The sequence below is a fragment of the Sorangium sp. So ce124 genome, from assembly GCF_051525235.1.
Lineage (GTDB): Bacteria > Myxococcota_A > Polyangia > Polyangiales > Polyangiaceae > Sorangium > Sorangium atrum.
In genome coordinates, this window is sequence record NZ_CP150312.1 from 12733826 (window position 1) to 12755571 (window position 21746).

Here is a 21746-nt window from a genome sequence, read left to right on the forward strand (position 1 = left end):
CAACTGTACACGCCGTAGCAAAACAAAAAATGACAGCTGCGGGGATGGTGTTGAGAGCTCGCATGCAATGTCGCTATTGCGACGCGTGTGCCTGGCTCGAGTGTGCTGCCGAGGCGCGCCCTAAACACAAGCCGTCTCGGCTTCTCAAGCTTCAGAATGAAGGTGGTTGAACAGTCGTAACGCCGCCGAACGGCCCGGGCCCTCGCCGGGCGGCGCAGCACGAGCTCGGGGCCGTGGCCGGCGAGCTCCTCCAGCGCGGGTTCGGCGCCACGACCTGGAGTAGTGCTCCTGGAGCTCCGCGCGGCTGTCCAACTTGCCACCATCAGGCCCGCGGCGCCGTCGTGGAGCTTCACGCGCGCCACAGTCGGCGCCCCCTCACGCCTGCCTGTTCACGTCGCCGGCGCGCCGGGCTGCGCTCGCGGGTGACGTCGTGCAACTCGGGGTGTGCATTCGCGAGGGCGATACTCGCTCCTCCCGGCCGGCAGTGCTGTTGCAGCGGTCGGCTGGAGCACGGCGATGACAGGCGTCGCTGCGGCGGTCGCCAGCGGCTGAAGTTACCGCGGTCACGCTGTGGAGGATCGCCCGCGGCGTATGCGCTTCACACCGTTTATTACAGGGTTCGCCTGATGTGTCGTGATCCTATTCAGGGAAACGTTGCGTCTCGACCTGGATGCCGTCCTCCCCGTGGATCTCTTCGCCAGACCAATCCCAGCTCACTCCGCCCTTGCCCGGCGGTCCGAGATCGTAGGTGACGCCCTGCAGCGTGAGTTGGTCCTCGTCGAGGTAGGCGATGCCGATCGAGTCGCCGCCGCGCCCGGGACCCACCGTAGCCGCCGTCGCCTCCTCGGCCTCCTTCGCCGCCGCCACACGACCAGGTGCCGTCCCCCACGGCCCCGCCCGGTGCGCCTCGGGTCGGCCGCCGTCCGCTCTCCTGCTCCGCGGACGGCTGGGCGGCGCTCTTGCGGCGCCCCACGCATGCGGGCTCGGCTGCTCCCGCGCGCTCTTCCTGCCCGGCCGCGCGACGCGGGCGCCCCTTCGCGCGGGCGGGGACGTCCTCGCGGCCTTGCCACGCGACATGCGGCGCGGACAGCTTCAGCACCGCCGTCATCAGGCTCGGGACTTCGACTCCCTCCTCCCCGCTCCGTCGCTTCGCCATCGCACCGCGACTCTACGCACGTGACCGTCTTTCACAAGCTCGCTTCAGAACGCGCTCTGCGGAGCGGCTACCGAGAGGCGAGCGGCACGCTCGTTCTGGCGATCGTCGTCGAGGTCCAGCGCGACGTGGACTCGGACAAGAAGTTCTCATGGCCGACGTACGTCACGGTCGTGCGCGCCAGGAGGCGCTGCGGCACGGTCGTCCTCGTGGTCGCACCGGACGCCGGCGTGGCCGCCTGGGCGGCGGAGACCATCGACCTCGGCCTGGGCCGCGGCAACGTCGAGCCGCTGGTGCTCGGTCCGTCCGTCGTCCCCGAGATCACCGACCCTGCCGAGGCCGAGGCGGAGGCGGAGCTCGCCGTGCTGTCGGCGGTGGCGCACGGCAACGGGCCGAACGGGCTCACCGTGGTTCAGGCGGCGCTCGTTGCCCTCGGTCGGCTCGACCAGGAGCACGCGATGGTCTACTTTCAGGTCATCTGGAACGGGTTGCGTGAGCCCATGCGGTGGGCGCTGGAGGCGTTGGTCATGGAACGGCAGATCGAAGGCGAGGCGACTTTGCCCCCGTTCGTACAGAAGCTCATCGATCGCGGCAAGCTCGAGGGCCTCCGTGAGGGCGAGCTCAAGGGCATGCGTGAAGGGAAGCTCGAAGGCAAGAGGGACACCCTGCTTCGGTTGCTCGCGCGGGCCGGGATCGTGCTCAGCGAGAGCGAGAGAGAGCGCGTCCAGGCATGCACGGACATGGCGACCCTCGACCGCTGGATCGATAACGCCCTTGGGGCGACGACGGCCATCGAAGTGCTCTCGTGACGGTTGACGGATGCGGCCCATTGGGCTGGCGATGAATCAGACGGGCTTTGCCCGATGATGATCGCCGGGCCGATGGGCGCTCCCGGTCGCGGCCATGATGGCCGGCCCCTTTTGCAGCCGAGGTTGCAAAAGGCATCTCACTGCTTACGCTGCGAGGAGTAGGAGTACGGCCGGCGGTTGTGCGGCACCAGGAACTGCTTGCTATCCGCGGGAACGCGCCGGAGCTTGGCTTCGGCGGCTTGCGGGGGACTTCCTTCGTGAAACGGTGGGGTCGGATGGGGCCGGGCGAGGAGATGCGGCGGTGCGGCGGCGGCCGGCGCCGTTGGTGGTCTTGGCGTTCTGCTCGCGCTCGGCACGGAGGCGCTCGAGGAGGACCGAGGCGGGCTCATCGCTGGGGTCCTGGGGGACGAGCTCGCCGCGGAAGGCTTTGGCCAGAATGGCACGGTCTAACTCCACCAACTGTGAAAGCGCATCGGTCACCACGGCAAAAGAGGTGGCTGCGCGCGCCAACGATGCGTTCATAATTTTTGAAATTTCTTTTTGCTCGTTGAGCGACGGCAATGGTACTGCGACGCGATGCAGTGCCCCGGCGGTCAGCTTTACCTGATCGATACCGGTTAGACGATCCGAAAGATCCACGTGGTTGAAGTATCCCTCAAGATAGTCCAGCGGTATCTCGCCTAATGATTGAAGAACATGAGCGTGGTTGTTTACCCAAAACCGACCAGAAGCCTGGAGAGCTATGGGGCGCTTTCTCTCGAGAAGGTTCTTGCCATCTTCGGCAACGAGGAGGTAATTCCCGTCGAATAGATAAGCGTTGACGTGATCGATTACGCCAAAAGCTCCATAGTACGGAAAATCTCCACGCCGCAAGCTGCGTTCCTCTTGGCGTAATGGAACCCGTTTATGGTCGTGATTGGTTACGATCTCGTCAACGATGCTCCACACCCACCCCTCCGGTAGCTCGGGCAGCTCGCTCGCGTCCACCGGTGCCGGCTCTTCGTACTTCTCCTTCCACCGATCATCCGTCGGCATCTTCCCCTTCGCCCGCATCTTGGCGAGCTCCGCCTCCTCCCACCGCCGCCGCCGCTCGGCGCGGATGCGCTTGAGCAGCTCCTCGGCCGGCTCCACGTCAGGGTGCTTCTCCCGCCAGTCTGCCGTGAGATCGCCGCGGAAGGCGGCTGCGAGCACGGACTGGCGGAAGCGCTCGAGGAGCGTGGGGATGGCGTCGAGCGCCTCCTTGGCGCGGCGACTCCTGGCGGTGAGGGTCTCGATCTTGGCGACGATGCGGCGCTGCTCCGCGAGCGGTGGCAATATGAGCGGAGCCCCAGCGATCTTCGGCTGCGAAAGGTTTCGCATTGAATCGCTTGTACCGGTCGCTTCCTCCGAAAAGTAAGCACGGACGTCAGGGGTTCGGAGAGCGTAGATGAGAAAGTTAGAGTCGACGGTTGATGGCGTCTGGACAATCCGAAGGATTTTGTCCGGCAACATCAGTCGCGGGAAGTTGTCGCGCACGATGACGACGGCACCGACAAGCTCCGTTGTGTTGGCGCGCGAGATCAGGACATCGCCTCGCCTCACGACTTCGTGTGGACGAGGTTCTTTGTCAGGCGGAAGAGCCTTGTTCTCGTCTGACTTGAACGAACCCCAAGTGACAGCGCTGACCTTGAGTACACCATATTCCTGGCCAGTTGCAGGGCGCCCAGCAGCCATCAGGTTACGGCCGCTCTCGAAACCTTCGATAACGTCCCCGAGCTTCGCCGAAGCCCATCCTCTCGGCAGCTCGCTCACGCCTCTCCTCCCAACGCAGCGTGGAGTCCCTCCATCTCCTCCGTTGCGATCCGCAGTTTCTCCAGAATTCCCGTCGCAATTTCGTCCGGCTCTGGCAGATCATCCGCGCCATGGCCACTCTCGTCCTTGAGCCAGCTTATATCGAGGTTATCCCCGCGCCCCTTGATCTCCTCCCGGGTAAACTTGCGGAACCGCCCCTCCTCCCCCTGATCCTTCCGCCGGCTCTTCCCGTACGGATCGCTCCCGAACGCCTTCTCGAACTCCGTGAAGTGCTCTTTCGTGAGCGGCGTTCGCTTTCCAAACGATGGCATGTTGGCCCGCGAGTCATAGACCCACACCACCTTGGTGTTTCCCTTGTCCTTCCGCTCCTCCCCGCGCGTGAAGAACAGGACGTTCGTCTTTACCCCCTGCGCGTAGAAGATCCCCGTCGGCAGTCGCAGGATCGTGTGCAGATCGCACTTGTCCATCAAGTCTGCCCGGATCTGCGCCCCGGTGTTCTCCTCGAAGAGCACATTGTCGGGCAGCACCACTGCGGCCCGCCCGCCCGGCTTCAGCCCCCGGTAGATGTGCTGCAAGAACGCGAGCTGTTTGTTCGAGGTCGGGTACGTGAAGTCCTTCCGCGACGGCAGCCCGCCCCCCTTCTTGGTCCCGAAGGGCGGGTTCGTCAGGATCACATCCGCAGGCGCCAGCCGCTCGCCGTCGGATGAGAGCGTGTCCCCGCGCAGCAGGTTCGCCTCGATCCCGTGCAGCATCAGGTTCATCAGCGCCAGCCGGTGCGCGTCCTCCACCAGCTCGACGCCGTAAAACGCCTTCTGCTTCTGAAAATTCTGCACGTGCTGCGGCAGCTCATAAATCGCATCATCCGCCCTGATGAATCGATCCGCCGCGATCAGGAACCCCGCCGTCCCCGCCGCCGGATCCTGAACCAGCTCTCCCACCTTCGGCTGGACTAGCCGCACCATGCAGTCGATCAACGGCCGCGGCGTGAAGTACTGCCCGGCGCCCGACTTCTTCTCGCTCGCGTTCCGCTCGAGCAGGTCCTCGTACATGTTGCCGAGGCCCTCCTCGCGCGCCGAGTACCAGTCGAGCCGCTCGATCTCCTTCACCAGTGTCTCGAGGTTCTTCGGCTGCTTGATCGATGTCTTGGCGTTGACGAAGATCGCCTGCACGCGTCCGGACGCCTCAGTGCCCAGGTGGAGCAGCGTGGCGCGGTAGAAGTTGAGCAGCTCGATCCCTCCCTTGGTCGAGAGATCATCCCAACGATACCCCTTGGGGAGCTCCTTCTCCTTGCTCGTCTCCTTCGCCATCTTGAGGAAGAGCAGGTACGTCAGCTCGGTGAGGTATTCGTGGTAGGTGATGCCATCGTCTCTCAGGACGTGGCACAGATCCCAGAGCTTGCGGACGATGTCAGCGGTCGTCATGGTCGGCGCGCTCCACGTACCACAGTCAGCCGGCCGCCTTCTCCCAGATCGCCTCCTTCAGGTCGCCCAGCACCTGCTCGAGCTGCCCGTCGAAGATCTTGTCGATCCGCTGGAAGCCGCCGTCGGCCTGGAACTGCCCGCGATCGAGCGCCGCCCGGTCCACGACCTCGTCGGCCTTGATCTGCTTGCCTATGCGCTCGAGCCACTTTCGCTGCACGGCCGTCCACGCGCGGCTCTGGCCGATCTTCGCCACCGCCCGGTCCACCCGCTCGCCGTAGGGCACGAGCGGATCGCCGAGCGATGCGCGCCGGATGAAGCCCATGACGGAGGCGGCGATGTCGGCGTTGGTCTTGTACCGCCACGCGGCCCGCAGCCCCGCCTCGCTGTAGCCGGCCCCGTCGAGCGCGAGCTTGAGCTCCCGGAGCTGCTCGCGGGTGAGGTCGCGCGGCCGCTGCGTGACGAGCATCAGCGCCGGGAGCGCGTTGCCGTTGTCGCGAAGATAGGCCGCGAAGCCTTCCAGGTAATCGTCCGGCCGCGCCACCTTGCCGTGGCCGGGCCCCACCTCGATCACCCGGTCGACGTGCTCCGAGACGATCAGCGGCCGGCCAGCCTCGATCTTTTTGTCGAGGAACGAGACGAGATACCCGTGCTGGGCGAAGAACTCCACCGCAGCCTCCGGCGTCCCCGCCTTGAGCAAGCGCGCGGCCTCGGCCGGCGACATCCCTGCGATGTTCTCGAACTGAGAGAGGCGATCCCCCTTGAGCACCTGCCGCTTGCGCTGGAGCTTGGCGATGAGCTGCTCGAGCACCGCCGCCCGCGCCTCGGCGTCCTTCACCGTCCGGAGCTCGCCCACGAGCGCCGCGAACGAGAAGCTCACGTCGTTCACCACCGGCGTCATCGAGGTGAGCCGCTCGAAGTTCTCGTACAGCGCTACCGCGTCGAAGATGCGGAAGCTCGCCTTCTCGATCTGCGGGCAGAGGCGCGTGGCCCGGCCGAGCATCTGCTCGTACAGGATGCGGCTCTTGACCTGCCGCAGAAAGACGAGGTTGCAGATCGCCGGGACATCGACGCCGGTGGTCAGGAGATCCACGGTGACGACCACGTTGGGGAGGCGCTCGTTCTTGAAGTGCCGGATGAGCTGGAGCGGGCGATCGACGCTGGCGTGACCGGTGATCTTGGCCACCGCCCCCTCGTCGACGCTGCCATAGTGAGCGGCGAACGCCGTCTCCAGGAACCTGACGACCAGATCGGCGTGAGCGTCGTTGACGCAGAAGATAAGGGTCTTCCCTGGGAGCGTGGGGTCGATGTGCCTGGCGAGCTCGGCGCACACGACCTCGTTGAAGCTCTCGGTGATGACCTTGCTGTTGAATCCGTCGATGTCGATCTTCACCTCGTCCTTGACGTCGACGAGCTCCATGGCGGCGGTGCGCGGGTCGAGGCGCCGCATCTTCTCGCCCTTCTTCCAGATCATCCCCTTCCTCGCGAGCTCCGTGACGATGGGCACCGGCGGCTCGTAGTCGACGAGGCAGCCATCGATCACCGCCTCCCGGTAGGAGTAGAGGAAGACCGGCTTGCCGAAGATCTCCTTGGTGTGCGCCGCGGGCGTGGCCGTGAGGCCGATCTTCACCGCGTCGAAGTGATCGAGGACGCGCCGGTACCTGGAGACGTAGTCGTCGAGGCTGCGGAAGCTCAGCTCGACGTCGCTCATCTCCTGGTCGAGCGTGTACCCGCGATGACACTCGTCGACGACGATGCAGTCGTACTGGTCGACCGGCGGCACGTCGCTCTCCCCCTTGTCTCCCTCGTCCTTCGGCGAGAGGACGCGCTTGACCATGCCCTGAATGGTCGCGACATGCAGCTTGGTGCCCGCGTCGGGCCGCACGTCGTCGAGACCCTTGATGTTGTAGATCTCCGCGAACGTCTGCAGGTTCTCGAGCCGCGCGTCCTTGAGCGCGTCCACCGTCTGCTCGCCGAGCGCGCTCCGGTCGACGAGGAAGAGCACGCGCCGGAACCGCTGGGCCTTGATCAGCCGGTAGACGAGCCCGATCGCGGTGCGCGTCTTCCCTGTCCCCGTGGCCATCGCCACGAGGCACGCCTGCTGCCCGCTCTCGATCGCCGTTTCCACGGCCCGGATGGCGCGGATCTGATAATCGCGCAGGTCGAGATAGCCTGTGGGCTCGCTGCCCAGCTTCGCGTGGGCGGCGTCGATGTCCTGCTTGAAGAGCGCGACGAGCCCCTCCGGCGTGTACCAGCCCTGGAGCGCGCGTGGGAGGGCGGTGGACCGCCGCGCGTCGCGGAACCAGATGCCGCTCTTGGTCTCGATCTGCTTGAGATACGACCGCCCGTTCGTGGCGAAGAGGAACGGCACCTTGTGCCCCTTGTCCCACGGACCGCCCGCGAACCTGGCGTCACCCTCCACCTTGAAGCCGCGGCTATAGCGCGTGGTCTGCTGCTTGAGCACGTTGGCCACATCCACGCTCATCTTCTTGGCCTCGACGACCGCGAACGCCTCGAGCCCGACGAACAGCGCGTAGTCGACCGGGCCGGTCTCCGTCGGCCACTCCGCGATGGCGAGGTTCTTTCCCTTCTGCGGCCTCGTTCCCCGCTTGTAGTGAAGCTGCTCGGAGTCCGCTTCCCATCCGGCGTCGCGGAGCTGCTTGTCGATGAGCCGGCGGGTCGCGGCCTCGTCGAGGTGGATCGCCTGTGCTGCTTCCGCAGCGCGGTCGACAAAGGCTTGAACCTCTGCGGCGGGCGCAGCCGCGGCCTGGGCCTGGAGGGCGGCGAGCTCCGCGGCGAGCTGCGCCTTCTGGCGCTCGAAGGCCTCGACGTCCTTCGACCGCTTCTGCTCGGCCTCGGTGGCGAGGGCTTCCCAGAGCGCCCGGTCCTCGGCCTCCTTCCGGGCGCGCTCTTCTGCCGTGAGGCGCTTCCTTGCCTCCGCCTCGGCAGCGGCTCGGACGGCCTCGATGTCGACCTTGCTCCTGGCCAGCTCTTCGCGCAGCCGCTCGAGCTCGGCGGCGAGCGCGGCGTCTTCCTTCGCGGGATCCGGGGGCGGCACGAAGGGCCCGGGGTGGAACTTCCTGTTGTTCCCGAACGAGCGCTGGAACCAGACAGCGAGCTCGCGCGCCATCTTGAGCTGGTGCAGCGCCTCGTGGTGGTCGCCGCGGAGCTCGTGGGTCGCCTTGTTGCCGGCGACGCGCAGGTCGTGGAAGAGCTGCCTTGTCGTCGCGTCGAGCGCGCCCCGGTCGCGGAGGCGGCCGATCAGCGTGGCCTGGTTGTCTTCGGGCGACATGTAGAGCCCGAGGCGCGCGGCGGCGCGCTGAGCGAGGATCTCGCCGAACTGCCGCAGCTTCACCAGGCAGGTGTTCGGGTCCTCGGCGAAGTAGCGCTCCGCCTGCGTCCCGAGCACGACGAGGCGCGGGTCGTGGTGGGCGAGAAACGCGAAGTTGGGCGAGGCGGCAGGGGGCATGGGATCGAGCTCGCCCGTGGGTGGGCGGACCGTTCCATGGAACACCAGCCCGGGGTGCGGATGGAAGTGGAACGACCCGCCGCGCCGGGCGGTATCGCGCGAGGAGCAGACGTTCAGGTGCGCGCGGTTGACGCGCACTTCGAGCCGCTTCGATCAGAAACAACCGCGCTTGTCTCGGTGCAGGTCGTGCTCGGGGGATGTGCGCAGGCTGGCGACGTCTTCGCGAGCCTCGGCTCGTCGGAACCACAGCGGCCCGAGGCGCACTCGATTCCAGACCGTGTTGGGGTTGTGCCCCAGCTCCGCGCCGATCTCTCTGCACGTATATCCCTGCGCCTTGAGGGCAAGGACGGCTCGGAACCTGGGACGCGCTCGCCTGAGCTCGCGCAGCGCTTCCCGGGCCTCCATCTGCCCGAGCGGCGAGGAGGCGTGGTCTTGAACGAGGCGTCCCGCGTCCGGCACCAGGACCTCGTACCTCCGCCATGCGTGCGTCACGTAGTGTGAAGCGTGCCGCCCTTGGCCGGGTGGACGTCGGCGGTCCCGAGCTCCTGCCGCGCCTGGTTCGGCGACCCGGGCCGCGGTGCCGCTCCTCGGGCTCCAGAATGCGCACCGCGTGGCACCGTCACGCGCGGCTGACGTGGCCCCCAGCGTGCGTCGCCCGTACCATGCGAACGATTCCAACGGTTGCCGCCGTAATCTCTCTCCATGGAGTCGCTCTATGCGCTGCATCTTGTGTCATGTACCCATCAGAAAGTGTCGATGAGACGGAGTTCGACACACCAACCAGCGAGCCGGAAGCTGACAATCTGACACTTGACGACGAAACGGAGGACGTTTCCACGACCGAGCCGGAGGCGATCGGCAGCTTCAAGATCATCCACTGCAAGAGATATGAGCACGGCGCTGACTGCATGATGAAGTGCGCCGATGCAGGAATATCTTGTCAGGCCGGACGAAAACACCCGTACAAATCCAACGTCAAAACTGGACTACTGATGCAATGCAGAGGCCTCGGCGTGGTCACCAGCTGCTGGTACTATTACGAAAACGGAGATATCTGTCGGTTCGTCCTCGGGGTTCCTATTCTGTGCCGCTACGAGGGTGGAACTCCTGATTGAGAGCGCGCGCGTAGGACGCGGCTTTCCGCGCGGCGCGCTGCCAGTCCGGTCCGAACAGAGACTCCATGCACCGGAGAGCGAGCGGGCCGAGCTCGGGCGACCGCTCACCGCCCAAGAGGGCAGCGGAACCTAGTCCGCGGAGTCGCCGCACCCGCTCGACGTCTTCCACGGTGATGGCCGTAGGCCCGTGCAGGCGACCGCGAATGTGCTCCCACATCGCCCCCTCGGCAGCGGTCAGGGTGTTTTCCCACGCCACGGGATCCACCTGGAGATCGGCATCGCCGCGCTCGATCGCGTCGGCGAGGATGCGGATGTAGCCGACAGCGTAGAGCTCGGCCATGGACGCCCAGTCGAGGAGATCCTCTTCGTCTTCGTCGAGCAGAGGTTCTTCGTCGTCGTCGTTGGTGAGGGGCTGATCCGGGTGAGGCATGCCCGGAGTCTAGTTCGGTCTTACGTGGGAAGGGGGCTGCGGCGTCGTCGAGTCGACGTCGATTTGCGTTGACAATCAGCACAGTCAACAAGATCGATATGGATCGACACCGATCCATAATCGGATTTTCTTGAAAAATGCGAAATCCGCTTCGGATCCACATCTCGCCGGAGTGCATCTCCAGTGGCGCACGCGCTCGAGCGCCTCGACGCCCGCGGTGTTGCGCTCGCCCGAGTGGCCATCGACCTGTCTGCGCCGTGCTCGCCCGCGTGGGGCTCAGCGCGCTCCCGAACTCGCCGCTGTCCATGCCCGTGGAGCCACGCCGCGCACCAGGGCAGAGAGGGATTACCGCTCTGTCTCTTGCGATGCGATCAGTCGTGCGCCTCGGTCTCGGCTGGCGCGCGCCTCGTTCCTGACGATCTGATCTGCATAAGCCACGGCGTCCCTCGCCAGGCCGAGCCGCGCGTGGTTCTCGAGGACGCGCAGCCAGGCCTCCTGGACGACATCGTCGATGTCCTGGGACGGCACACGCATGGCGCGCGCGAGCCGGCGGAAGCGATCGGAACCAAGCTGCCAGGGCGCCGCGCCGTCCGCGCTCGCCCAGGTGGTCACATCCATGCCCGTCCAGATGATCCAGGCGCGAAAACAGGTGTCCGAATCGACCGGCGCGACGAAGAACGGTGCGCCGGGGTGCGCCCCCCGGGGACGACACGTCGACGCGTCGGTCGGTTGCATTCCAGAGACGTCGCCAAAATTGTCGTGCAAAAGCGCGGCGCCACGCGGGGGTGCGCCGTTGCCGGACTGGCGCCGTCATTGGTAAGGTCGCCTGGATGACGCGCTTGCGCTTGCGGTCGGTCCTGTTGCGGTGCTGCCTTCTCGGCGCGTTGCTCGGCGCCACGGCGCCCTCGCGCGCGGCGCCGCCGCCCGGGGGCTCGCCGCCGGCGGCCGCGGCGCTGCGCCAGCAGGCGCGGATCGCCTTCTTCGGGCGGCGGTGGGCGGACGCCGAGGCGCGCTTCGAGGCCGCCCTGGCGGCGCCCGATGCCGCCGGGATGACCGAGGTCCAGCAGGCCGAGGTCCTCGGGTATCTCGGGCTCTCCGAGCTGGAGCAGGGCAAGCACCGCGAGGCCGCCGAGCACCTGGGGGAGAGCCTCGATCACGACGCCGTCCTGAAAGAGCCGCTCGTCCGCCGGTTCAAGAGCGGGTTCAACAAGGCGCTGGAGCACGTCGGAAGGATCTACGTGGCTGCCGCCCCGCCCGACGCCGAGGTCCTCCTGGACGGGGAGCCGATCGGCACAGGGGCCACGGTCCTCGAGCTGTTCGTCGATCCGGGGATGCACACGCTCCTGGCCCGCTTGTCGGGGTACGAGGAGCTCTCGCACCGGGTCGAGATCGCCGCTGGGGCGACGGTCGGCGCGACGCTGACGCTCTCGCGCGTGGCCCCGCCGCCCCCGCCCGCCCCCGAGCCGAGCGCGAAGAAGAGCGCACCGGCCGGGCCGGCAGCGGCCCCGGCGCCGGGGCCCTGGGCGTCGTGGCCGGGCGCGCTGCGGATCGCGGGGATCGCCGTCACGACGGCCGCCGTATCATCGGGGGCCGTCTTCATGCTGCGGGCGAGCGCGCTCGACGGGGACATCGACGAGCGGATCGAAGGCCTCAGCCGCGATCCAGCGTGGACCTCGGACGCGTGCTCGAAGGTACCGCAGCCCTCCGCGTGCCCCGAGCTCCACCGCTTGCGCGTGCAGCGCGACAGGTCCGGCGTCCTCGGGGCCGCGCTCGTCGCGACGGGGGCAGTCGTCGGCGCAGCCACCGTGGCGTCCTTCGTCCCCCACGTCTCATTCGACCGATCGAAGCCGGGGACGACCACGCTCCGTGTCTTGCCAGTGACGGCGGCGCACCAGATCGGCGTTGTGGCGCTCGGAGCGTGGTGAGTCCGCCACCGATGAAGGGGATCACCGCCGACGCGGCCTTCGCGGTGTCCCCCGCGAAGGCCCGCGGCGCGTCATCTCGGCCTGAGCTCCGTGTCATCTCGGCCTGAGCTCCGTGTCACCTCGGCCTGAGCTCGGTGAGGACGAGCAGGTACTCCGGCGGGTTGTTCGGCGACAGCTTGGCGTACGGGTTCTCCTTGGTGGGGAAGCCGGTGAAGCGCTTCGTGCTGTACTCGCCCCAGGACGGGTTCTTGAAGAGCGGGATCACCGGCGCGTTCTGCGCGTAGAGCAGCTGCACCTCGTCGAGGATGCGCTTCTGCTCGGCTGACTCCGTCGCTGCCTCGAACTGCTGGAACAGCTTGTCGGCCTCCTTGTCGCCGTAGCGGTGCCAGTTGCGCGCGCTCGCCTCGCCGACGGGCTTCACGAGCTCCGCCGACATGAGATCGCGGTAGTAGTTGTAGGGCGTCGGCTCGACGGTGGTCCACCCCATCGACATGTCGAACGTGCCCTTCTGGAGCGCCTCGAAGAACGCGCTGAAATCGTACGCCTTGAGCGAGGCGTCGATGCCGAGCTGCTTGAGGTTCTGCGTCATGATCTGGACCGCGCGGACCCAGTCGGACCAGCCGGTGACGACGTTGATCTCGAAGCGCATCGGCTTGCCGTCCTTCACCCGGATCCCGTCCGGGCCCGGCGCGTACCCGGCCTCGTCGAGGAGCTGCTTCGCCCTCGCCACGTCGAGCTTCACCCAGTCGCCCGCCGCCACGGCCTTCGGGTTGCGCCAGCGCTCGTAGGAGTCGTCGAGCCCCGTCGCGTCCGCCGGCTGGGTGTAGTCGTTGGACGCGATCTTCACGATCTGCGCCCGATCGATGCCCATGCTGATCGCCTTGCGCACGCGCACGTCGTCGAACGGCTTCTTCGTGCTGTTCGGGTAGAGCGTGGCCATGCCGCCGACGAGCGGGAACCAGTAATGGTGGTTCGCCGGGTCCTTGGCGACATAGACCTTCTCGATCTCGGGGACGAACGCGCCCGCCCAGTCGACCTCGCCGTTGATGATCGCCATATTGACCTGGTCGTTGCCCGGGTACGCCGGGAAGCGCAGCCCATCGACGGCGGGCTTCCCCTTCTGCCAGTAGTTCGGGTTCTTGCCGAGCTCGTACACCTGGTTCTGGAAGGTCTTGATCTCGGTGAACGGCCCTGTCGCCACGGGGGTCTCGTTCGCGTACGTGACCGGATCGGCGACGTCCTTCCATTTGTGCTCCGGCACGATCGGCTGGTGGCCGATGTAGCTGAGCCCCGGGACGTACGGCCGCTTCAACGCGAACTCGACCGTCGTGTCGTCCGTCGCCTTCACGGACTCGACGAACTTCCACACCCCCGAGAGGTCGAGCGCGGGGTGTTTCCTCAGGAGCTCGAACGTGAACGCCACGTCCTTCGCCGAGAACGCCTGTCCATCCGACCACTGGACGCCGGAGCGGGTCGTGAAGGTGAGCCTCTTGTTCCCGTCGCTCCACGCGTATTTCGTGGCGAGCCACGGCGTGTACTCGCCCTTCATCGTGTTGAAGATGAGCATCGGCTCGTAGATGCCGGCGAGCGTCGGGAATCGCACGCTCCCCTCGGCGAGCAGGGGGTTGAAGCTCCGCACCCAGGAGGCCTGCTGCTCCCTCGATATCGTGACCATCGAGGCGCCCTTCGCCGCAGGCGTCGGCGCGGACGCCGCCGACCCCTCCGGACCGCCGCGAGCCGCCTCGGCTTTCTCCTTGGAAGAACAACCGGCGGCGGCGCCGGCGGAAAGCATCAGCGCCGATAGAAAGAAGATGCGACGCGGCATAAGTCCAGTCTTCATGACAAGCCTCTCCGCGCGGGCGACGTCCGGTCCCCGCGACGCTCCATCCCCGTGACAGCGCGCGGCGCCGTCGCCCGGCAGACAAGGGCCGACGGACGACCGCGCGAGGTCCTCCACGCCACGCCGTGGTCGGCATGGCATGGACGACTTTACCGGTTAAGTCATGTAGGTGTCAACGCGCAAACGTGGCAGTCGCCGCGCGCTCCGTCGCCGCCGTCCGGCGAGGGACGGCGAGGGACGGCGAGGAACGGCGAGGAACGGCGGGAGCTGGAGACTTGAGGCCTGGCCGAGCGGGGCGCGCGCCCGCGCGCCCACGCGCGCCGGACGACAGGGACAGGCGAGCAGGGGGATCACCCGCACGTAGAGCGCGTTGATTCCGGACCTCCTCCTTCATGCTTCATGTCGCAGAGAATGCGCTGCTCGAAAGTTAACCATGTTGACAAACCATCGTTGAAAACGATAGAGGTTGGAGTGTTGTCCTGAACTTGAAATCGACTCACTTCCCCTCTGCCAAGGAGCTCCTCCCATGAGATCGAAGACGCTGGTGAACAAGCCCTGGAGCGCCCATCTCGGCTCGGCGTTGGCGCTGCTCGTCGCTCCCCTGGCGCTCGGCTGCGTGGGCGAGGTGGACCATGGGGACGAAGGGGCCCTGGACGAGGCCGTCGGGGAGGCCCAGGCGGCGGTCGGCTGGTCGGGGTACAGCTGGGGATGCGGCGGGAGCTGCGAGCTCAACCTGGGGACGGACGTCGACAGGACGTGCTTCCTCGCAGGCGTCTGGGGCAAGCTCGGGGCCAGCTCTCAGGCCTCGGTGCGCGTGCAGCGGTCCGGCGGCGACTGGATACTCGACGTCGACGCCGCCAGCGGCCAGAACCTGGGCGCCAACGCCGTGTGCGTCAACACGGCGGAGAACAGGACGGGTCAATACACCTGGACCTGGGGACCGGGGGATGGCCTGCCGACGAGCATGGGGTTCGGCACGTCGTCACGGCGGTGCTTCCTCACGCAGGTGATCAGCGACGGCGCATTCAGGTTCAACAACTGGATCACGGACTACGCGAGGGTGCGAAAAGACGCCTCGGGCGAATGGTTCCTCGAGGGCGTCAGCACCACGGGCGTGGATACCCCGGTGACGGCCACGGTGAAGGCCATCTGCGTGGACGTGCCGCAAAACTACGGTGCCTGGCAGTGGCTCGCCGGCAACAACCATCGCATCGATCCTCTGGCGAGCAATTCGGTCGGCGGGGTGGCGTGCGGCATGACAGGGCTGGGCGGGCCCTTCACGTCGAACACCTGGACCGATGGCGTCTGGCTCGAGTACAATCCAACGACGCTCGACTGGGAGCAGCACACCGTCAACAACAAGACGGCCTGGTCTCAGTGCGTCCGGTGACCGGCGCGGCGGCTTGACGGAGGGATGCCGTACAGGCGCCGGATCCGGCGCTCGGCGGCGACGCCGCCTCTGCATGTGCGGTCGTCTGCGGGGCGAGCGCCCCCCCGCGCCCCCCGCGCCTCCACGCCCACGCGGCGGCTCGGCGTCTTCACGGCGCCTCTCGGACGCGCGCTGTGATGTAATGGGCCGTGTCCACCCCCGGGGCAGCCGCTGCCAGGGGGATAACCCGCGGTGAGCCCTTGAGCGCCTCTCCTCCCAAAGCGACCATCGCCGTCCTCGAGCGGAACCGCGTCGTCGGCCAGCGCATCGCCCGCGTGATGGCGGCGGCCTCCGGCCTGCAGGACGTGCCCGTCGCCAGCGATCCCGCCGAGCTGTGCGCCCGGCTGTCCGAGCGACCCCTCCTGCTCGGCTGCGACGCCGCCGATCTCGACCTCGCGCTCGAGTGGGCGGCCGAGCGATACCCCAGCATGCACCTGCTCGTGTGGACCTCGGGCAGCACCGACGCGATCCTCCACGCCGCCCTCAAGGAGCCCCGCCTCTCCAGCATCGTCGGCTGGCCGAGCTTCGCCTCCATGCCGCGGCCCTGGGAGATCGCCCTCGCCGTCCGCCGCATCCTCAAGCCGCTCGCCCTGCCGCCTCGCCTCTCCGACCTGCTCTCCTGGGGCGCCACCATCGTGAAATGGCGCCCCCGCACGAGCGACGACCGCGACCGCACCGTCACCGAGGTCGCGCACTGGGCCGAGCGCTCCGGCGCCCCCGCGCGCGTCGCCGAGCGGCTCGCCGCCCTCGCGCACGAGCTGCTCATGAACGCGATGTACGACGCGCCCGTCGACCGCCGCGGCCGCCCCCGCTACGCGCACGACAGGCGGCGCGACGTCGTGCTCGAGGAGAACGAGATCCCCACCCTGCGCCTCGGCACCGACGGCGCGTACCTCGCCCTCCAGGCCCACGATCCGTTCGGCGGCCTCCGGCGACACCACGTCTTCGAGGGCATCACCCGCGGCCTGAGCGCCCGCGGCGCCGACGCCGCCGGCTCCCCCGTGCTCGACACCTCGCGCGGCGGCGCCGGCCTCGGCATGCTCAAGATCTACTCGGCCGGCGCCGTGCTGGTCGTCGACGTGTCGCCCATGGCCTCGACCATGGTCACCTCCTTCTGGGACCTCGACGTCAACCCGCGCGAGTTCCGCTCGCTCCCGGCGTCCCTCCACTTCTTCGAGCGCTCCACGCCGGCGATGGAGACGCTGGAGCGGACCGGGTGGTGACGCCCGCGCGCGGCGCGAGAGGACGGCGAGCCGGCCGAGGCGGGCGCCATGGCTGAGATCGATCCGCTCCTCGCGCGGCAGCTCAGGCGCCTCGGGCTCGAGGACCTCGGCGAGCCGCCCGACAAGGAGACCTGGCACAAGGTGGTCGCGCGCATCAGCGAGCACTACCGCCACGTCGCCGACGACCGGAGCCTGCTCACCCGCTCGCTCGACCTCTCCACGAACGAGATGGGCGCGCTGCACCGCCAGCTCCTGGCCGAGCGGGACCGCCTGCGCAGCGTCGTCGTGGCCATCGGGGACGCGCTGACCATCTTCCACGACGCCGCGAGCTCGCAGGTCGAGCCGTCGCGGCCGATCGAGGTCGGCTCGACGATCTCCACGGCCAAGCGGCGCTTCGCGTCGAAGCTCGGCGAGCTCTTCTCCCTGAGCAGCGCGGCGCCCGGCGGCGCGACCCAGGCCGCGCCTGGCAGCGCGACCCAGGACGCCGCAGGCGCGAGCGGCTCGGACGAGGCCATCAACGAGGTCCGCGTCCAGCTCGTCGCGCTCGGGGACCGGCTGGTGCAGCTGCTCTACGACACGGCGGAGAAGGCGTCGCTGAAGAAGCAGCTCGAGGTCGCGCGCGCCGTCCAGCAGATGCTCGTGCCGAGCGAGGACGTCATCGAGCGGCCCTCCCTGCGGCTCGCCAGCCACTTCCAGCCCGCGGCGGAGTGCGGCGGCGACTGGTGGACGTTCCACGATCTGCCGGACGGCAGGCTGCTCACCGTCGTCGGCGACGTGACCGGGCACGGCATCTCGTCCGCGATCATCACGGGGGCGGCGAAGGCCGCCTGCGACGTCGTGCGCACGTTCGCGCGCGAGCAGCTCAGCCCGGCGCAGCTGCTCCGGGTCATGAACTGCTCGATCTTCGAGGCGGGGCAGCAGAAGTTCCTGATGACGTGCGCGGCGTGCATCTTCGACCCCGCAGCCGGCTCGCTGACCCTCGCGAACGCCGGGCACCCGTTCCCCTACCTGGTCAGGAACAGCGCGATCCGGCAGCTCGCCGCGCAGGGCGAGCCGCTCGGGGCGGCGAGCTCGGCCGAGTACACGTCGAGCACCATCGCCCTGGAGGGCGGCGACGCCCTGCTCTGGTTCACCGACGGTGTGACCGAGTGCGAGAACGAGTCGAGCGAGCAGTTCACCGAGAAGCGGCTGCGATCGCTCTTCCAGAGCGTGGCCGCCAGCGCGCCCGAGGAGGCGAGGGACGCGATCGTCGAGGCGGTGTCCAGGTTCCGCGGCGAGCGCGCCCTCGACGACGACGTGACGCTCGTCGTGGCGCGCGTGTCCTAGGGCGCCACGAAGACGACGGGCGTACGAGCGAGCTCGACCGCCGCGTCACGGCGCCCGTCCCGTCACGACATGACGCCGGTCGTCGCCCGCGTGCTGTAGCCTGAGAGCGCGGAGCTCCATGATCCTCGAGACCTTCCACTACGATCGGGACACCAAGAAGTGGTCCGTGCGGGTGCTGCCGGTGCTCGACAGCGAGCGGACGCTGGTGCTGGCGTTCGGCGCGCCGGAGCTCCTCGACGACCCCGGGGCGATCCGGGAGCTGCGGCGAGCGTACCCGCGGTCGCACGTGGTGGGGTGCTCGAGCGCGGGGGAGATCGCGGGCACGTCGGTGCGCGACGGGACGCTGACGGTGGCGGTGGCGCGGTTCGAGCGGACGGCGCTGGCGACGGCGCAGGTGGAGGTGGCGAGCGCGTCGGAGTCGTTCGCCGCGGGGCAGGCGCTGGCGCGCAAGCTGGAGCGGCCGGGGCTGCGCGGGGTGCTCGTGCTGTCGGAGGGGCTCGGGGTGAACGGCAGCCAGCTGGTGCGCGGGCTGAACGCGGTGCTGCCGGAGTCGGTCGTGGTGACCGGGGGCCTGTCCGGGGACGGGACGCAGTTCAAGCGGACGTGGGTGTGCGCGGGGGACGTGGTGCGCAGCGGGCTCGTGGCGGCCGTGGGGCTGTACGGCGAGCACGTGGTGATCCAGCACGGGTCGAAGGGCGGCTGGGACAAGTTCGGGCCGGAGCGCGTGGTGACGCGCTCGGAGGGCAACGTGCTCTACGAGGTCGACGGCCGCCCGGCGCTGGCGCTGTACAAGGAGTACCTCGGGGACAAGGCGGCGGAGCTGCCGGCGTCGGCGCTCCTGTTCCCGCTGGCGCTGCGCGCGACGGCGCAGGACGAGAAGGCGCTGGTGCGGACGGTGCTGGCGGTGGACCACGACGCGCAGTCGCTGACGTTCGCGGGGGACGTGCCGAGAGGGCACCTGGTGCAGCTGATGAAGGCGGACTTCGAGCGGCTGATCGGGGGCGCGGAGCAGGCGGCGAGGGCGGCGAGCGAGGCGGGCAGGGCGGGCGGGGACAATGCGCTGGCGATCGCGATCAGCTGCGTGGGGCGGCGGATCGTGCTGGGCGACCGGACCGAGGAAGAGGTCGAGGCGGTGCTGGACGTGCTGCCGAAGGGCACGCAGGTGACGGGGTTCTACTCGTACGGGGAGATCTCGCCGTACGCGACCGGCCACTGCGACCTGCACAACCAGACCATGACCCTCACCGTGCTCTCCGAGGCGCTCACGCCGCTCGTCAGGAGCGAAGGCCCGAGGGAGCGAAGGCCGCGCGCCGCGAAGCGCGCGCCGGCCGTGGCGGCGCGCGTGGTCGCGCAGCCGGCCGGCGGGATGGCGGAGTTCGAGGAGCTCGAGATCGCGTCGGACTCGACCTTCACGTCCGAGACCGCCTTCGACGCGCCGGCGTCGGCGTCGAGCGCGGCGCCCGGGCCGTCGCCGCTGTCCCCGGCGCTCGAGGGCGAGGAGCCGCGGCCGACCGTCCGGGTGCCGCCGCCGAACGGCCGCAGGGCGTCGCGCCCGCACAGCGCCGAGCCTGCCTCGGGACCGGTCTCGTCGGGGCACAGCCCCACCACCGTGGACCGGCCGCCGCCGGCCGCCTGGGCGCACCGCGCCGCGCCGACGCGGAGCGTGCCGCCCGCCGGCGCCGCCGGCCGCCTCGAGAGCCTCGCGTTCGATCGGCGCACGATCGGCGACGTCCTCGTCGTCCGGCTCGCCGGGCGCATGACCGAGGCGTTCAAGGGGGCGGCGCTCGCGCGGGAGATCGAGGGCAAGGTCCTGCTCGATCTCGCCGGCGTCGAGCGGATCACGTCGTTCGGCGTCCGCGAGTGGCTCCAGATGATCCACGCGGCCCAGCCGCGCCTCCGCGCCCTCTACCTCGCGCGCTGCTCCGAGCCGGTCATCAACCAGCTCAGCATGATCCGGCGGTTCGCCGGCAACGGGCGGGTCGTCTCGTTTTACGCGCCGTACTGCTGCGAGTCGTGCGGCGCCCAGTTCGAGCGCCTCGTCGACTGCGCCCACGACGCGGCCTCGCTCGCCGAGGGAAAGGCGCCCGACGCTGTGTGCCCCCGCTGCGAAGGCGCGGGCGCGTTCGATGACGACGCGGAGACCTATTTCGGGTTCGTCGCCCAGCACGGCGCCGGCGCGATCCCGCCGGAGGTGCGCGAGATCCTCCTCGAGCTCGAGCGGTCCGACGAGCCGGCCGTCGGCGACGTGGTGGAGAAGTCCGTCGAGGGGCGCGTCACGCGCCTCAAGGTCGGCAGCAAGCTCACCGCCACGCTCCGCTGGAGCCGCATCATCGACGGCCTCGAGGGCCAGGTCGTCTTCGACCTGAGCAACGTCCCCGCGGTCACCGCCGACGGCGCGGCGCGCTTCGAGTCTGCGCTCCGCAAGATCGACGGCGCCGTCGAGGCGATCCGCATCGAGGGCTGTCCCCGGCTTCTCGCCGAGCGCACGGCGGGCCCCTCGTGGCCCGAGCGCGCGAGGATCGCGTCCGCGGTCGTCGAGGGCCGCTGCGCGTCGTGCAGCGCGATCCGGACGGTGCTCGTCGAGGTCGATCGGCGCGCGCCCCTGCTCCACGGCGGCCAGGACCCGGGCGTCACCTGCAAGCGCTGCAACACGCCGCTCGCCTTCGACGGCTCCCGCTCGCTGCTCTACCTCCTCGGCGCCCACGCGGCGCGCGCCCCCTCCGCCCCGCTGCCGCCCGCCCTGCCTCCGGCGAGCCCGCAGCAGCAGCCGGCCGCGGCGCCCGAGGCGCAGCAGCACAGCGCGGGCGCCGCCGCGCCGCAGCAGCGCGGCGCGGGCGGCAACGCGGCGTTCCTCGCGCTCCTCGGCGGCGTGGCGCTCGCGGCCGTCGGCTTCGCGGCGTGGCGCGGCGGCGTCGGCCGCGCTGCGGGGCCTGCGGCCTCGGCGGCGCCTGCGGCCTCGGCGGCGCCCGCGGCCTCGGCGGCCTCTGCGGCCCCAGCGGCGCCCGTGGGCCAGGCGCGCGCGCCGGCGCCGCCCGCGAGCGGCCCCGGCACGGCGGGCTGGTCGGTCATGGACGACCTCCCGCCCGCGTGGGTGGAGCGGCCGTTCGTCATCGAGGGGGAGAGCGTGCTCGTGGTCGGCCGCGGCGGCCCCGCGGCCAGCGAGTCGGGCGCGCTCGCGGCGGCGCGCAACGGCGCGCTCGAGCGCCTCACGTCCGGCCTCGCCGCCGAGCTCGCGGGCTCCCCCGCGGCCGAGCTGCTCGTCGCGCAGCCGCCGGCCGACGCCGGGCCGGCGCAGCGCGCGGAGATCGTCGAGCGCATCGCCGGGCGCTTCCTTGCGCAGGTCGGCGCGTTCGCGACGCCCGAGCGCGTCGACGCCGTCGTGCGGCGGGAAGGCGACGGCGTGCTCGCCTTTGCGCGCTACAGGCTGCCCCGGGAGAGCTTCGACGCGGCCGCGGAGCTCTACCGCCAGACGGCCACGTTCCAGGGGATCACCGTTGCGCGCTTCTTCCCGCAGCTCGAGGCGAGGGTACGCACCTCCGGCGAGCTCGTCGTCGTCGCGGCGGAGCGCTCGCAGCGCGGCGCGGAGCCAGGGGTCGTCGCGGGGGACATCGTACTCTCGGTCAACGATCGCCCCGTCCAGTCGGTCGAGATCTTCGGGAAGGCCGCGGCGGACGCGTGGGCGCGCGCGCCGGCCGGTGGTACGATGACGCTCCAGATCGAGTCGCGCGGTGAGCGCCGCAGCGTGAGCTTCGCGAAATCCCAGGCCGAAGGCCCTCGATGAGCACCATGTCCGCCCGCCGCGCTCCTGGAGAAGTGAC

At 69.2% G+C, this 21746-nt stretch carries 14 protein-coding genes; 7 read left to right on the plus strand and 7 right to left on the minus strand.

Annotation, left to right across the window (positions count from 1 at the left end; translation table 11 throughout):
- Window positions 1-639 precede the first annotated feature (639 nt).
- A complete protein-coding gene (locus WMF19_RS47705) occupies window positions 640-825 on the minus strand; it encodes a hypothetical protein (protein ID WP_437896417.1) in 186 nt (61 codons plus the stop codon).
- Window positions 826-1176: 351 nt separating this feature from the next.
- Here WMF19_RS47705 and WMF19_RS47710 point away from each other — a divergent pair, with 351 nt between their 5' ends.
- Window positions 1177-1962: a hypothetical protein gene (locus WMF19_RS47710; RefSeq protein WP_437896418.1), complete on the plus strand. Its 786-nt coding sequence runs from the start codon at window positions 1177-1179 to the stop codon at window positions 1960-1962.
- Window positions 1963-2163: 201 nt separating this feature from the next.
- On the opposite strand, the gene WMF19_RS47715 is transcribed toward WMF19_RS47710, so the two are convergent.
- Genes WMF19_RS47715 through hsdR form a run of 3 tightly spaced genes read right to left on the minus strand, consistent with a single transcriptional unit; the run spans window position 2164 to window position 8778 of the window.
- Complete coding sequence (locus WMF19_RS47715; RefSeq protein ID WP_437896419.1) at window positions 2164-3753, minus strand: restriction endonuclease subunit S; 1590 nt, start codon at window positions 3751-3753, stop codon at window positions 2164-2166.
- Window positions 3750-5174, minus strand: coding sequence for an N-6 DNA methylase (locus tag WMF19_RS47720; RefSeq protein ID WP_437896420.1), 1425 nt, complete (start codon window positions 5172-5174; stop codon window positions 3750-3752). The genes WMF19_RS47715 and WMF19_RS47720 overlap by 4 nt, the downstream gene beginning before the upstream one ends.
- Before the next feature lie 25 nt (window positions 5175-5199).
- Window positions 5200-8778, minus strand: a complete 3579-nt coding sequence (gene hsdR, locus WMF19_RS47725; protein ID WP_437896421.1) for a type I restriction-modification system endonuclease — start codon at window positions 8776-8778, stop codon at window positions 5200-5202.
- Window positions 8779-9374: 596 nt separating this feature from the next.
- Between hsdR and WMF19_RS47730 the strand changes: the two genes are divergently transcribed.
- Window positions 9375-9755 carry a hypothetical protein gene (locus WMF19_RS47730; protein WP_437896422.1) on the plus strand — a complete coding sequence of 127 codons (381 nt, stop codon included), beginning with the start codon at window positions 9375-9377 and terminating at the stop codon, window positions 9753-9755.
- On the opposite strand, the gene WMF19_RS47735 is transcribed toward WMF19_RS47730, so the two are convergent.
- Together WMF19_RS47735 and WMF19_RS47740 are read right to left on the minus strand one after the other, a co-directional pair.
- Window positions 9718-10185, minus strand: coding sequence for a hypothetical protein (locus WMF19_RS47735; RefSeq protein ID WP_437896423.1), 468 nt, complete (start codon window positions 10183-10185; stop codon window positions 9718-9720). The genes WMF19_RS47730 and WMF19_RS47735 overlap by 38 nt on opposite strands.
- Before the next feature lie 345 nt (window positions 10186-10530).
- Complete coding sequence (locus WMF19_RS47740; RefSeq protein WP_437896424.1) at window positions 10531-10920, minus strand: sigma factor; 390 nt, start codon at window positions 10918-10920, stop codon at window positions 10531-10533.
- 95 nt (window positions 10921-11015) lie between these two features.
- On the opposite strand from WMF19_RS47740, the gene WMF19_RS47745 reads away from it, so the two are divergent.
- Window positions 11016-12110 (plus strand): PEGA domain-containing protein, encoded by a 1095-nt coding sequence (locus WMF19_RS47745; RefSeq protein WP_437896425.1) that lies wholly within the window; start codon window positions 11016-11018, stop codon window positions 12108-12110.
- A gap of 115 nt (window positions 12111-12225) precedes the next feature.
- On the opposite strand, the gene WMF19_RS47750 is transcribed toward WMF19_RS47745, so the two are convergent.
- Window positions 12226-13950 carry an ABC transporter substrate-binding protein gene (locus WMF19_RS47750; protein ID WP_437896426.1) on the minus strand — a complete coding sequence of 575 codons (1725 nt, stop codon included), beginning with the start codon at window positions 13948-13950 and terminating at the stop codon, window positions 12226-12228.
- Window positions 13951-14476: 526 nt separating this feature from the next.
- On the opposite strand from WMF19_RS47750, the gene WMF19_RS47755 reads away from it, so the two are divergent.
- The 4 genes from WMF19_RS47755 (at window position 14477) to WMF19_RS47770 (ending at window position 21709) form a co-directional block, all read left to right on the plus strand.
- Window positions 14477-15340 (plus strand): hypothetical protein, encoded by an 864-nt coding sequence (locus WMF19_RS47755; RefSeq protein ID WP_437896427.1) that lies wholly within the window; start codon window positions 14477-14479, stop codon window positions 15338-15340.
- A gap of 239 nt (window positions 15341-15579) precedes the next feature.
- A complete protein-coding gene (locus WMF19_RS47760) occupies window positions 15580-16602 on the plus strand; it encodes a hypothetical protein (RefSeq protein WP_437896428.1) in 1023 nt (340 codons plus the stop codon).
- Between the two features lie 48 nt (window positions 16603-16650).
- A complete protein-coding gene (locus tag WMF19_RS47765; RefSeq protein WP_437896429.1) occupies window positions 16651-17928 on the plus strand; it encodes a PP2C family protein-serine/threonine phosphatase in 1278 nt (425 codons plus the stop codon).
- Window positions 17929-18046: 118 nt separating this feature from the next.
- Window positions 18047-21709 (plus strand): FIST N-terminal domain-containing protein, encoded by a 3663-nt coding sequence (locus WMF19_RS47770; protein ID WP_437896430.1) that lies wholly within the window; start codon window positions 18047-18049, stop codon window positions 21707-21709.
- Window positions 21710-21746: the final 37 nt, after the last annotated feature.

Coding starts and splice junctions, on each gene's coding strand:
- WMF19_RS47740 (WP_437896424.1), bottom strand. CDS start 10,920: ATGCAACCGACCGACGCGTCGACGTGTCGTCCCCGGGGGGCGCACCCC.
- WMF19_RS47720 (WP_437896420.1), bottom strand. CDS start 5,174: ATGACGACCGCTGACATCGTCCGCAAGCTCTGGGATCTGTGCCACGTC.
- WMF19_RS47770 (WP_437896430.1), top strand. CDS start 18,047: ATGATCCTCGAGACCTTCCACTACGATCGGGACACCAAGAAGTGGTCC.
- WMF19_RS47735 (WP_437896423.1), bottom strand. CDS start 10,185: ATGCCTCACCCGGATCAGCCCCTCACCAACGACGACGACGAAGAACCT.
- WMF19_RS47755 (WP_437896427.1), top strand. CDS start 14,477: ATGAGATCGAAGACGCTGGTGAACAAGCCCTGGAGCGCCCATCTCGGC.
- WMF19_RS47745 (WP_437896425.1), top strand. CDS start 11,016: ATGACGCGCTTGCGCTTGCGGTCGGTCCTGTTGCGGTGCTGCCTTCTC.
- WMF19_RS47765 (WP_437896429.1), top strand. CDS start 16,651: ATGGCTGAGATCGATCCGCTCCTCGCGCGGCAGCTCAGGCGCCTCGGG.
- WMF19_RS47730 (WP_437896422.1), top strand. CDS start 9,375: ATGTACCCATCAGAAAGTGTCGATGAGACGGAGTTCGACACACCAACC.
- WMF19_RS47750 (WP_437896426.1), bottom strand. CDS start 13,950: ATGAAGACTGGACTTATGCCGCGTCGCATCTTCTTTCTATCGGCGCTG.